This is a genomic window from Enterococcus sp. AZ140, assembly GCF_051714405.1.
Classification (GTDB): Bacteria; Bacillota; Bacilli; order Lactobacillales; family Enterococcaceae; genus Enterococcus_B; species Enterococcus_B pernyi.
Genome location: NZ_JBIORU010000001.1, coordinates 330,127 through 342,720 on the forward strand (window position 1 = coordinate 330,127; position 12,594 = coordinate 342,720).

Annotated in this window: 11 protein-coding genes and 1 pseudogene; all 12 read left to right on the plus strand. The window is 39.9% G+C overall.

Annotated elements, in window-relative coordinates:
* Window position 1: 1 nt before the first annotated feature.
* Window positions 2-646, plus strand: a complete 645-nt coding sequence (locus tag IGJ39_RS01605) for a DUF998 domain-containing protein (protein ID WP_438764138.1) — start codon at window positions 2-4, stop codon at window positions 644-646.
* A 274-nt stretch (window positions 647-920) separates the two neighbouring features.
* Complete coding sequence (locus IGJ39_RS01610) at window positions 921-3,002, plus strand: BglG family transcription antiterminator (RefSeq protein WP_438764139.1); 2,082 nt, start codon at window positions 921-923, stop codon at window positions 3,000-3,002.
* An 18-nt stretch (window positions 3,003-3,020) separates the two neighbouring features.
* On the plus strand, window positions 3,021-3,323 hold the full coding sequence (locus IGJ39_RS01615; RefSeq protein WP_010736508.1) for a PTS sugar transporter subunit IIB: 303 nt from the start codon (window positions 3,021-3,023) through the stop codon (window positions 3,321-3,323).
* A gap of 24 nt (window positions 3,324-3,347) precedes the next feature.
* Window positions 3,348-4,637, plus strand: coding sequence for a PTS sugar transporter subunit IIC (locus tag IGJ39_RS01620; RefSeq protein WP_438764140.1), 1,290 nt, complete (start codon window positions 3,348-3,350; stop codon window positions 4,635-4,637).
* 19 nt (window positions 4,638-4,656) lie between these two features.
* Window positions 4,657-5,049, plus strand: coding sequence for a tetratricopeptide repeat protein (locus IGJ39_RS01625; RefSeq protein WP_438764141.1), 393 nt, complete (start codon window positions 4,657-4,659; stop codon window positions 5,047-5,049).
* Window positions 5,050-5,070: 21 nt separating this feature from the next.
* Complete coding sequence (locus IGJ39_RS01630; protein ID WP_271552376.1) at window positions 5,071-5,940, plus strand: class II fructose-bisphosphate aldolase; 870 nt, start codon at window positions 5,071-5,073, stop codon at window positions 5,938-5,940.
* A gap of 1 nt (window position 5,941) precedes the next feature.
* Window positions 5,942-6,562 carry an AAA family ATPase gene (locus IGJ39_RS01635; protein WP_438764142.1) on the plus strand — a complete coding sequence of 207 codons (621 nt, stop codon included), beginning with the start codon at window positions 5,942-5,944 and terminating at the stop codon, window positions 6,560-6,562.
* A 29-nt stretch (window positions 6,563-6,591) separates the two neighbouring features.
* Window positions 6,592-6,714, plus strand: a pseudogene (locus IGJ39_RS01640) (dicarboxylate/amino acid:cation symporter); the annotation flags it as partial.
* 203 nt (window positions 6,715-6,917) lie between these two features.
* Window positions 6,918-8,759 carry a beta-glucoside-specific PTS transporter subunit IIABC gene (locus tag IGJ39_RS01645; protein ID WP_438764143.1) on the plus strand — a complete coding sequence of 614 codons (1,842 nt, stop codon included), beginning with the start codon at window positions 6,918-6,920 and terminating at the stop codon, window positions 8,757-8,759.
* A 25-nt stretch (window positions 8,760-8,784) separates the two neighbouring features.
* Window positions 8,785-10,251, plus strand: a complete 1,467-nt coding sequence (locus IGJ39_RS01650) for a glycoside hydrolase family 1 protein (protein WP_438764144.1) — start codon at window positions 8,785-8,787, stop codon at window positions 10,249-10,251.
* Window positions 10,252-10,301: 50 nt separating this feature from the next.
* Window positions 10,302-11,141 carry a PRD domain-containing protein gene (locus tag IGJ39_RS01655; protein WP_108144782.1) on the plus strand — a complete coding sequence of 280 codons (840 nt, stop codon included), beginning with the start codon at window positions 10,302-10,304 and terminating at the stop codon, window positions 11,139-11,141.
* 504 nt (window positions 11,142-11,645) lie between these two features.
* Complete coding sequence (locus tag IGJ39_RS01660) at window positions 11,646-12,584, plus strand: 2-dehydropantoate 2-reductase (protein ID WP_438764145.1); 939 nt, start codon at window positions 11,646-11,648, stop codon at window positions 12,582-12,584.
* Window positions 12,585-12,594 lie beyond the last annotated feature (10 nt).

A 12,594-nucleotide genomic window follows, 5' to 3' on the forward strand; every position in this document is an offset into this window, starting at 1 on the left:
CATGTTTTTTTTACGACGATATGGGCTTTATTTTTTATTTCTAGGAGTGTTGAGTGATTTTTCAACACCTTATATTTTGGGCTTGTTCTATCCTGGTTTAGATCAATTGAGGCTGCCAATCAGTGTGTTCGGTGACGTCACAAGTCCAGTGAGAACATTCTTTCTTGTTTATTCTGTTTTTTCAGGAATCTTTTTTATCTTATCCTTACCTGCGTTGTATGCTTCGTTTGAAAAAGTATCTACTCATTTAGCGAAATGGTTGGTTGTTTCACTAGGTTTCTATGCGATAGGCGATTGCCTTTTTACAGGATTGTTTAGTCTTAACACCCAAGCTACTTCGTGGGATTTCTCAACGTGGGTACATAATGTTGGTTCTAGTTTAGGTTATAGTGGCTTTCTTTTATTTCCGGTTTTTGCTTTATTGCTCTATCGAAAAGAAGCGAATCAACCAATCAGTCGAATGTATATCGTCTTAATAAGCTTGAGTCTGCTGAGTGCGATGATTTACGGACTGGCAAGGATCCCAGTGCTGAATCACCTTCCACTATTGGATAAACTAGGTTTTTGTCAAAGATTGAGTTACTTCTTCAATTATTTAACGATCGTATCAGTAGGTATCAACCAACTAAAACGAGTGACAAAATAGCTGTTTGGTTGAGCGAAATGATTATTTCTAAACAATCGAATAAGCGAGCTTCCTGAAGGTTTTTTTCAGAAAATGAGCCGCGCAAGCCAAAAATAGGAGAGACTATTTTCGACTTGTGCGGCTTATTTCTCGAAAGTAGGTACTTCTGCTACTTTCTTGCTTGAAAAATTAGTACAGGCGTTCTTACTTTTTTGCCAACTTAATTGGCAGAAATCTCTACTTTTTATTTTGGAAGCGCCAACATATACTTGGTTCAGAAAGGAAAATCAATCATATGAAAACGAGAACGATTGAGTTACTTCAAAGATTTAGAGCATATCATTATCCAATCAAAGCGGAACAATTAGCGTTAGAGTACCAAGTCAGTCAACGAACGATTCGTCAAGATGTGTTGGATGCCAATAGTTGGTTGCGAGCCAATCAGCTGGCAGAGATCCAAACGGTTCGTAAGCAAGGGTTTCTATTGCGTTTAAGCGATGAGGAAGAAAAAAGACTGGCAGAAGCATTGGTGACTTATCAAGAGGAGTTGTTGAATCGTGACGAGAGGACCTTTGATTTAGTGTTATCAATTGCTTATGAGCAACAGCCAGTTTATTTGAATCGTAAGGAAGAAGCATTCATGATCTCGAAAAGTACGATGGACGAAGATATGCGTCGTTTGCGAGCGGATTTGATCAAATACGGTATCGAGATCGTGAGTTTTGGTAGACAGGGATTAGTCTATAAAGGAGCGGAGCGCTCCATCCGCACGATGATTTATGACTTGATCAATAAGAATCTAGGAAGAATTGATTTTTCAGCAAGAAATGGTACGAAAATCACTGCGGCTCAAAGAATTTTTCAACAGTATTTTCCACCTTCGGAGATTGTAAAGCTCGAAGCCATCTATACAGATACTATGATCAGACAAGAAGATGATATCTACAAAAATCAACTGTTGCTGTTTACGATGATTTGGGTCCAGCGAGTCAGAAAGCATGAACTTATTGCAGCCATCAATTGGAAAAATAGTAACGAAAAAAAAGACGGTTTCACTGACTTTATTGAAAAGGTGATCGCTGAGTTTCGTTTGACAGACGTTCCGCCGGTTGAAAGAAACTACCTTCGTTTTACGATCGAGACATTCAGTTCAAAAGATATCAGTAATTCGTTGGAATGGGTCCAAGCACAACTGTTGACGATCCAACTGATCCAATTCGTCGAGGAACAGACCCGTATCCCATTTCACTTAAAAGAAGAAATCCTGTGTGAAAATCTTTATAAACATATGACAGCTTTGATCATTCGCATCAAACATCGAATCCAAGTCACGAATCCTTTGAAAGAAAATATTCGGGCCAATTACCGCCCCATCTATGAAGCCGTTGAGTTGTTTGTCCCAACAATCGAGGAAGTCATTGGGGGAGAGATAATCGAAGATGAACTTGCTTTTCTAGTGATCCATTTTTCGACGGTTGCTAGCACGATCAAACAGAATGTCACGTCCATGTATAAAGCAGTGGTGGTTTGTCACCATGGACTGGCGACAGGCAATCTATTAGCAGAAAATTTAAAAGAGAAGTTTCCACAAATCGAAGTTGTCGCGGTATTGAGTTCTAAAGAAGCGGAGTTGGTGGATAAGTTAGATGTCGATTTGATTTTCAGTACGTTTCAATTATCAGATCAGAACAAACCACTGCTTGTGTTGGAGCCTATTTTAACCGATGCGAATCGTCCGATCATTGCAGATTTTTTAAATGCTCACCAAAAGGTCCAACGACTGATTCCGACAGAGAGTGGGCAAACAGAATTGTTTACCGACGTCTTGCGGATCGTGGAAGAAAGTGGAGGCAAGATCGATCGGCCAATCTACACCAAATTAGAAACATTATTTGAGCAAAATCATTTAGAAATCAATAAAAGGGAGATCCAACCAATGCTAAAAGACATTTTGACAGATAATCATATATTGATCCAAGAACACGTAGACAATTGGCAAGAAGCGATTGAACGAGTGGCTAAACCATTGTTGAAAGAAAATATCGTTGAGTCAAGTTATGTTGATGCGATGGTCCGTGCAGTAGAAGAGTATGGCGCCTATATCGTTATTGGCAAGCATCTGGCATTAGCCCATGCCAGACCAGAAGATGGCGTCAATAAGTTAGGGGTGAGTGTCGCGACGATTCGTCAGCCAGTTGATTTTGGCAATGAAGAGATGGATCCGGTTAAAATCATTTTCTGCTTAGCAGCGGTGGATTCATATTCTCATTTAACGATCATGAAAGAGTTGATCGAGTTGATCAATGACGAAACGAAATTGACTCGTTTGATCGAAAGTCCTAATGTAGATTCATTTAAAAAACTACTATTTAAGTAGATAGAAGGAGAGAGTGGAATGAACAAATTGAATATTTTATTTGTATGTGGCGCAGGGTTAGGAAGTAGTTTTGCCGCTCAAATGTCAGCTGAAGATGTATTGAATAAATTAGGAGTGACAGCTAAGCTGGATCATTGTGATATTTCGTCAGCCGTTTCGATGAAGCCGGATGTGATCATTACCGCAGAGAATTTTCGTTCACAATTTGAGAAATTTACCATTGATCCGACAACAGCCATGATTTACTTGAAAAATATCGTCTCAAAAGTTGAGATCGAAGAGAAGTTAACACCAGTTTTACAAAGTAAGGGAGCTATCTAATCAAGAAAAATAGGGGGAGAAAACATGGGCGTTATCAATTTTATTATCGAAAACATTTTGACTCAAGCGTCGATCACGATTGCCTTGATTGCGATGTTAGGGCTGATTCTGCAAAAGAAATCAACGGGTCAGATTATCTCGGGTACATTGAAAACATTGCTAGGCTTTCAAGTTTTAAGTGCGGGTTCGAGTATCATCGTCGGTAGTTTGACGTATTTTGGGCAAATTTTTACCGAAGGGTTCCAAATGGAAGGGATCATTCCTTCAATTGAAGCAATCAATGGTCAAGCAATGAATGAACTTGGTCTAGGTAGAGACATCGCATTAACATTTTTAGCTATTTTTGTCTTTAATATCTTACTTGCCCGTTTTACGAAGTGGAAATATATCTTCTTGACTGGTCAAGCAATCTTATGGATGGCGACGATGACCACTGTATTTGGGTACTTTGCTGGGTTACGTGGATTTGTCTTGATTTTAGTTGGTGGTTTCATTGGGGCAGTTTTTGCTATTGCGATGCCAGCGATGGCGCAACCAATCATACGCAAGGTCACTGGTTCAAACGATATTGCTTTAGGGCATTTTTGTACGATCGGTTATTTATTTGAGGCTGGGGTAGCAAAAATTTTTGGTGAAAAAGGCGAGAATAAGAAATCGATTGAAGATATCAAATTGCCTGCTCACTTTGAATTTTTACAAGATACGTATCTATCGGTCATGGTGGTGATGGTACCTCTTTATATCGTGACTGTGTTGTTTGCAGGAGAGACGTTTGCGGCTGAGCTATCAGGGGGCCAAAACTACATCATGTTTGCCTTTTTACAAGCTATCCAGTTTGTTGTGGGTGTATACGTCTTACTTTCAGGGGTACGCTTATTACTAGGCGAAATCGTTCCAGCGTTTCGTGGGATTGCGATGAAACTAGTTCCTGATGCGATTCCAGCGTTAGACTGTCCGGTGTTCTTCCCTTATAGCCCGAATGCGGTGATTTTAGGGTTCATCACAACAACGATCGGTACGGTCATTGCGATGTTTACGTTACCGATGTTTGGATTAGCCATGATTCTGCCAGGGATGTTGACGAATTTCTTTGCTGGTGGGACAGCGGGGATTTTTGGTAATGCAGTTGGTGGACGACGAGGAGCAATCATTGGCGGGATCGCTCATGGTTTCTTTATTACCTTGTTGCCAGCATTACTAGTAACGATTTTCAATTCAATGGGATTTGTCAGTGCGACAGCGACAGATGTCGATACAGTAGTGGTAGCGCTACTTTACGCTTGGCTCTTAAGTCCGATTTTAAAAGCATTCTAATGTGAAAGTAGGGATCATGATGTTTGGTTTTTTGAAAAAGAAAAAAGAGCAACCTGAAGTAATACAGACGCTTTCTAGCGTAGAAAAAGAAGAACTTCAAACAGCAATCGAACGACTCAAGAAAGATATCGACCAGACAGAAGAAACAGACCAACTAGCTGTTCTTTTTGAACAAGTAGGACTAAAACTCGCTGAGTTAGGGGATAACGATCAGGCAATCGAACAGCTTGAGAAAAGTTTATCACTGAAGAAAAGTATCAATGATGGGTACAAGAAGTTGATGTCTTTATATAATGCAAAAAGAGCAGAAGCTGCACGAGCTGGGAACGATCAAGGGATTGATCATTATATGGGGAAAATGGACGAGATGCGACAAATTGCTAAACAACTCACGATTACAGGGAATAAATAAGAATAAAGGTGGCTATAAAAAATGTATACGACATTAAAAGAAGTAACAAAAACAGCAGAAGCTTTGAATTTTACCGTGGGCGCATTCAATGCGCATAACTTGGAGATGTTGCCGGAAATGTTACGGGCAGCCAAAGAAATGGGTGCGCCGATCATTATCCAAACAAGTGTGGATACGGCGAAATATATTGGGATGAATGTCTTAGTCAATGTAGTGAAAACGATCGCTGAAGAAGAAATGGTGGATGCTGTCCTTCATCTGGACCATGCGCGTGATTTCTCTGATATCAAGCAAGCAATCGATAGCGGTTATACTTCAGTAATGTATGATGGTTCCCATTTACCTTTTAAAGAAAATATCTTGAAAACAAAAGCAGTCGTTGAATACGCCCACGCTCGTGGTGTCTCAGTGGAAGGGGAGCTAGGAACGATTGGTGGGACGGAAGAAGGAATCCATGTGGCAGAAGATGATAAAGTGTATACGAAACCCGAGGATGCGGTAGAATTCGTAGCAGCAACTGGAGTAGACGCATTAGCAATTGCTATTGGAACAAATCATGGACAATTCAAATCAAAAACAGAAGTCAATCTACCACTCCTGAAAGAAATCGACGCAGTAGTCGATGTTCCCTTGGTCATCCACGGCGGTACTGGAGTGAAAGAGGAAGATTATCCAGAGTTGATCAACCATGGAATCCGTAAATTCAATGTTGGGACAGAGCTACTTGTCAACTGGACGAAAACAGCAAAAGAAAGCTTTGGTGAAACAGAAGTCAGCCGATCATTACGCCACAACGTGATCCCAGCCAACGAAGCAGTAAAGGCAATCATCAAACATAAAATCGGCCTGTTTTTGAATACAGGAAGTGAGATCTATGCAGGAAAGAGCTAAAATGAAAAAATATTTGTTTCTTTTGGCAGGAAGTCCTGGGACAGGAAAAACTTATTTGATGGAACGACTCTTCGAACGGTTTCCAACGATGTATCGTCTTACCTTAGATGAAGTCAAAGAGTATTACGCTGAATCAATTGGGTTCGATAATTTAGCTGAACGAGCAGAGCAAGAAAAAAACAAGGTTTATCCATTCTTTTATCAGGCATTGGAACTGTACATGGAAGCAGGGAAGAAAGTGATTGTTTCAGAGTATCCTTTCAGTGACAAACAAAAAGGACCGTTAGAAGCCTTATCAAAAACATATGGATATGAAGTGATCACGATTCGCTTGCACGCAGACTTTGATGTACTATGGCAACGACGTTATAAAAGAGATCGTGATCCTGAACGTCATTTGAGTTATATCATGGACCATTATCATTATGGGGATACGTTGGACGATCGATCGTTAGGAACCAATCATATCACCAAAGAAGAATTTAGAGCTGTTATAAATGATCGACAGTATGAACACTTTGAACTTGGAACGCTTTATACATTCGATGTGACTGATTTCACCAAAGTGGATTATACACCGCTGTTAGACGAATTAGAGTGGCGAGTGGCAAATGATCAATAAAAATTAATGACAAATTGATTGATTCGACTGGTGTTGAATGGTTGGTAGGGATGTTGCGCACGATTTTGAATGTCAATTCTGATGTGTATTCAGCAATCCTAGTGGCGAAATCAGTCGATGAAATCGATTATGAGATTTTTAGCCGTGGCTAAATGAATGAAAAGAAAGGGGTTGCAATTTTAAAAAATACTTGTTATAGTAAATGTAAATAAAACAGGCATGTGACTGGTAAAGCAGGCAGGACCTAAAGAAAGACACACAAAGAATCCTTTGTTGTTATTTCTTATGGTCTTGCCTGCTTTTTTCTTTTTTGTCTGCGCAGCGAAAAAGAAAAACGAAAGAAGGAGTGGAAAAAATGGATTATCAAACTTTAGCAAAGCATATTTTACAATTCGTTGGCGGAAAAGAAAATATCATTCATTTGGAACATTGTTCAACTAGACTTCGTTTTACGTTGAAAGATGTCAAACAAACAAATCGTGAAGAGTTAGAACGCTTAGATGGGGTCATCGGTGTTCGTAGCAATGCTCAATTCCAAGTAATCATTGGGAATGAAGTAGTGGAAGTTTATGACGAATTAGCCAAACTGATCGGAGAAATCTCTACAGATCAGAACATAAACAAAGAAAAGAAACCTGTTGGAACAATTTTACTTGATTTTATCATTTCAGTTTTTCAACCGTTGATTCCCGCGATTGCAGGTGGCGGTGTCTTAAAATCACTTTTACTGCTCTTATCTTTATTGGGTGTGATGGATGCAAACTCATCTACTTACCTTCTATTGAATTTGATCGGAGGAGCGCCTCTTTATTTCTTACCGATTTTAGTTGCGATGACGACGGCAAGAAAGCTAAAAGTCAATGAGATCGTAGCTGTTTCAGCAGTGAGTGCCTTGCTTTTACCAGAGATGGCAACCCTTCTAGCAGACGGAACGTCCTTTCTAGGGTTCTCAATTGAAAATATTGCGTATGCTTCTCAAGTCTTCCCAGCAATCTTAACGGTGTTGTTTTATAGTATCGTTGAAAAATATGTCACGAAGATTTCTCCGAAGCCGATTCGTATTTTCTTTGTTCCGATGGTTGCTTTATTAGTGACTGTCCCAGTTGCACTGCTGATTTTAGGTCCTTTAGGCTATAACGTTGGTGGCGCATTCTCATATTTGATCGTCGAGTTATATCAACGATTAGGCTGGTTAGCAACAGGTTTACTTGCTGCAGTTTTACCATTGATGGTCGTTACTGGTATGCACAAAGCGATGATTCCTTATGCTGTTTCTTCAATGGGAGAGTTAGGAAAAGAGATGCTCTATTTACCGGCTTCTTTGGCACATAATATCGCTGAATCTGGTGCATGTTTTGCCGTCAGTCTAAAAACAAAAAATATGAAATTGCGACAAACAGCGATTTCTGCAGGAATCTCAGCTTTATTTGGTATTACTGAACCCGCATTATACGGGGTCACGATCTTACACAAACGGGTATTGAGTATCGTGATGTTTTCTAGTTTCATCGGCGGGATATTTGCCGGGATCATGGCTTTAGAAGCTTTCGCATTGGTTGGACCAGGGATTGCGAGTATCACTATGTTTGCTAGTGCAGATCAACCGATGAACCTTGTCTGGGCATTTGTCTGTACAGCTCTTTCTTTTGTCGTGTCGTTTGTAGGTGGCTTGGTATTTTTTAAAGATCAAGAAGAAGCAACTTCACAAGAAGAAAACGAGAGTCGTAGGGGAGGAACTTGGGGGATCGTGAGCCCAGTCAAAGGTCAAGTGATTCCTCTTGAAACAGTCCCAGATGATGTCTTTTCTAGTGGGATGGTTGGCGAAGGTGTCGGAGTCATTCCAGAAGAAGGTATTGTTTTTTCTCCTGAAGAAGCACAAGTGACCATGCTATTTGAGACAGGTCATGCCATCGGCTTACGAACGGTGAGCGGAGTAGAATTACTGATTCATGTAGGAATCGATACAGTCAAGTTACAAGGTGAAGGCTTCCAGGCTTTTGTTAAAGAAGGTCAGATGGTACAACCAGGCGAGCGTTTGCTTGCGTTTGATATTGAAAAAATCAAACAAGCAGGATTTGATCCAGTCGTTGTGGTGGTCGTGACCAATCAGAAGGAGTATCACATCGATCATCAAGTAGAAAATCAATCAGTGACACCCGAAACTGAGTTATTGATGATTTCTGCTTTAGTAAAATGAAGAAATGAAAGTGAGGAATAGAAAAATGGATACGACACAAACAGGTTTTCCCGAAGGATTTCTATGGGGAGGTGCAATTGCAGCAAACCAAGTAGAAGGAGCATGGAATATTGGTGGAAAAGGACTATCTGTGGCAGATGTTGCAACTTATAAACCTAATGTAGACAACAAAGATTACGCAGCCCATGTAGGTGTGACGATTAAAAAAGTAGAAGAAGCAATAGCCGACCCTACAGACAAGTGGTTCCCTAAACGACGAGGGGTCGATTTCTATCATCGTTACAAAGAGGATTTAGCGTTATTTGCGGAAATGGGGTTTACTACATTACGTTTGTCGATTGCTTGGTCCCGACTCTTTCCAAATGGGGATGAAAAGACAGCTAATCCTGAAGGTGTCTCATTTTACAAAGAAGTTTTTAAAGAAATGAAGCGCTTAGCGATTGAACCAATCGTGACCTTATCTCATTATGAGATGCCACTAGCATTAGCGATGAAAGGCAACGGTTGGATTCAACGAAGTGTGGTGGATGACTTTGTTCGATTTGCAGATACTTGTTTTGACGAATTTGGGGAGTACGTTCATTACTGGTTGACGTTCAATGAAGTGGATAGTATTTTTAGACACCCATTTACGACTGCCGGGATTTTGACTGATACGATCGAACCAGACAAAATCGAAGCGGCTATCTATCAAGCGTTACATCATCAATTTGTGGCAGGGGCTTTAGCAACGAAACATTGCCATGAAAAGATCCCTGGTAGCCAAGTTGGTTGTATGTTGACCAAATTGATGACCTATCCGTTGACGAGTCGACCAGAAGATGTGGAACGAACATTGAAAAAGAATATGAACAATCATTTTTATGCGGATGTTCAAGTCAAAGGTACGTATCCGCCACTCGTGTTGAAAGACTTAGCCAACCGTCATATCACGATCGATATGTTACCTGGTGATAAAGAATTATTGAAAGAACATACGGCAGACTTCCTATCGTTTAGTTATTATATGTCTATGTGTGAATCCGCAGATCCAAAGGCAGAGCGGACACCGGGGAATACCGTTTTGGGTGTTAAAAATCCTTATTTAGAAGCGACAGATTGGGGCTGGCAAATTGATCCTTTAGGCTTGAAAATTTCTTTACTAGAATTATATGACCGGTATCAAGTACCCTTGATGATCGTTGAAAATGGCATGGGAGCTTTTGATGAAGTGATAGACGATGAAATCCATGATCCCTATCGAATCGCTTATTTTACTGCACATTTCAAAGCGATGAAAGCAGCCATCGATGAAGGGGTTGATTTGATTGGGTATACAAGTTGGGGACCTATTGATTTAGTCAGTGCCGGAACCTCTCAAATGTCAAAACGTTACGGATTCATTTATGTAGATGCGGATGATGAAGGAAATGGAAGTTATGATCGCTTGCGTAAAGATTCATTTTACTGGTATAAAGAAGTTATTAGAACGAACGGTCGATCCATCGAGTGAAGGAACTGTTCGATGCGCTCAAGGAATAACCTTGAGCGAAGGAGGATATCATGAGGAAAATACTAAAGGTGCTTAACTCCAGTGTGGTATTGATCGACAGCAATCAGCAAAAAATGATTGCTTTAGGAAAAGGGATCGGTTTTGGCAAAAAGCCCGGTGAGATCATCTCGGATGATTCGATTGATGAAATCTATCTGCCCTATGATGAAGGCAAAGCCATGCAATTATTGGATTTGATCAAAGAGGTTCCTTTGACCTATTTTGAATTAACGAAAGCAATGGTTTCCAGTATGGAGAAACGACTAGGGAAACGGTTAAACTCTAGTATTTATTTAACATTACCTGATCATTTACATTTTTCAGTTGAACGTATGACCAAAGGAATCATCATCACCAATCGTTTATACTGGGAGATCAAGAATTACTATCCGGAGGAATATCAAGCAGCGGAGGAAGCCTTGATGATCTTCAATGAAAAATCCGATGTCGAGTTACCCATTGAAGAAGCGGCAAATATCGCCTTTCATGTCATTAATTCATTGTCTCAAGAAAGTCAGGGAACCGATAGTATGAAGCAAGCGAAAATGATTGGTGGCATCGTCAACTTAGTAAAATATTCGATTCGAATCGAAATTGCTCCAGACTCGATCCATTATAGTCGTTTTATTACTCATGTTCGTTTTTTCGTTGAACGGTTGTTTGCGAATAAAATGCTGGATGGACAAGATGATGGGCTATATCAGCAAATGTGTACCTTGTATCCATTGGCGATGGAAAATGCAGACAAAGTAAGGCAATATATCCAGAAAATGATCCAACAGGAAATCACGAAAGAGGAAGTTACCTATCTAGGTGTGCATATCAATCGATTGATGCGGCACCCTGATTGAAGATAAAATAGATAAGATGATGTAATGAAAAGCAGCAAGCCAGTGATCCTTTCTGGTAGCTGCTTTTTTTTATAAATAGGAGGAATAGGATTTTTTAGCGAAATATATGTTTATAAAGTACCAGAAAACCTGTTTTTTGGATCGGATCGTGTGGTAGTTCACAATTGTATCTGATTAGTTATATAACGTAGTTGATTTGAAAATTAACAAAAATAATCGAGGTTATATTAAAAAAACGGGCTGTTTTTAGTGTATAATACTCCTTAGTGTCGTACGACAACCCATCTACTAGGGCTTAAAATGGATAGATAACGCTTGCGTTTGTGAGCAATCAATCAGGCTATTTGAAATAAATCAAAGGAAATGGGAAAATGAGTCAAGTAAAATAGTTTTTCAAACGAATGATTAGTCATAACTAGCGGACATTGTGAATGATTGAATGATCGTGAGGGGAATTATTTGCTTATTCGTCGTATAACCAAATTAAAGGGGGAGAACAAAGAAATGAAGATAGCAATTGCTGGTGCAGGTGCAATGGGGAGTCGATTTGGACTCATGTTGCAAAAAGGTGGAAATGACGTGACATTGATCGATGGTTGGAAAGACCATGTAGAAGCGATCAAAGAAAATGGATTGAAAGCAAACTTTAATGGCGAGGACATCGTTGTCGATATCCCAGTCGTTCTTCAATCAGAAATCAATGACGTAGAAAAAGTTGATTTGATCGTCTTATTCACGAAAGCAATGCAACTAGAAAAAATGTTGGAAGATATTCGTCCAATGATCAAAGATGAGACAAAAGTCCTTTGTTTATTGAATGGAATCGGCCATGAAGATATTATTGAAAAATTTGTACCAATGAAAAATATTTTTATTGGTAATACAATGTGGACGGCAGGCCTAGAAGGTCCTGGACGTGTGAAATTATTCGGTAGTGGTTCAGTAGAACTACAAAACTTAGGAGACGGACAAGAAGAAGCTGCGAAAGAATTGGCAGAAACTTTAGCTAAATCTGGTTTGAATGCGAAGTATTCAAGTAATATCCATTACTCGATCTATCGTAAAGCTTGTGTCAATGGCACGATGAACGGCTTATGTACGATCTTAGACGTGAATATGGCAGGACTTGGTCGTACTTCTACGGCTCATGATATGGTTGTTGCTATCGTAAATGAATTTGGTCAAGTAGCAAAAGCCGAAAATATTGATTTAGATGTGGAAGAAGCAGTCGCACACTGTGAAACTTGCTTTGATCCTGAAACGATCGGTATGCATTTCCCATCAATGCATCAAGATTTGATCAAAAACAACCGTTTGACAGAAATCGACTATATCAACGGTGCGATTTCACGTAAAGGAAAAAAATACGGGATCGCTACGCCTTACTGTGACTTTTTGACAGCGCTCGTGCATGCAAAAGAACAGATTTTACAGGCGAAATAGGAGGAACAAA

What these genes read in the sequence shown, in the direction of transcription:
- IGJ39_RS01625 (WP_438764141.1), top strand. Translation starts at nt 4,657, where the DNA reads ATGTTTGGTTTTTTGAAAAAGAAAAAAGAGCAACCTGAAGTAATACAG.
- IGJ39_RS01650 (WP_438764144.1), top strand. Translation starts at nt 8,785, where the DNA reads ATGGATACGACACAAACAGGTTTTCCCGAAGGATTTCTATGGGGAGGT.
- IGJ39_RS01630 (WP_271552376.1), top strand. Translation starts at nt 5,071, where the DNA reads ATGTATACGACATTAAAAGAAGTAACAAAAACAGCAGAAGCTTTGAAT.
- IGJ39_RS01645 (WP_438764143.1), top strand. Translation starts at nt 6,918, where the DNA reads ATGGATTATCAAACTTTAGCAAAGCATATTTTACAATTCGTTGGCGGA.
- IGJ39_RS01610 (WP_438764139.1), top strand. Translation starts at nt 921, where the DNA reads ATGAAAACGAGAACGATTGAGTTACTTCAAAGATTTAGAGCATATCAT.
- IGJ39_RS01620 (WP_438764140.1), top strand. Translation starts at nt 3,348, where the DNA reads ATGGGCGTTATCAATTTTATTATCGAAAACATTTTGACTCAAGCGTCG.
- IGJ39_RS01605 (WP_438764138.1), top strand. Translation starts at nt 2, where the DNA reads ATGTTTTTTTTACGACGATATGGGCTTTATTTTTTATTTCTAGGAGTG.
- IGJ39_RS01660 (WP_438764145.1), top strand. Translation starts at nt 11,646, where the DNA reads ATGAAGATAGCAATTGCTGGTGCAGGTGCAATGGGGAGTCGATTTGGA.
- IGJ39_RS01635 (WP_438764142.1), top strand. Translation starts at nt 5,942, where the DNA reads ATGAAAAAATATTTGTTTCTTTTGGCAGGAAGTCCTGGGACAGGAAAA.
- IGJ39_RS01615 (WP_010736508.1), top strand. Translation starts at nt 3,021, where the DNA reads ATGAACAAATTGAATATTTTATTTGTATGTGGCGCAGGGTTAGGAAGT.
- IGJ39_RS01655 (WP_108144782.1), top strand. Translation starts at nt 10,302, where the DNA reads ATGAGGAAAATACTAAAGGTGCTTAACTCCAGTGTGGTATTGATCGAC.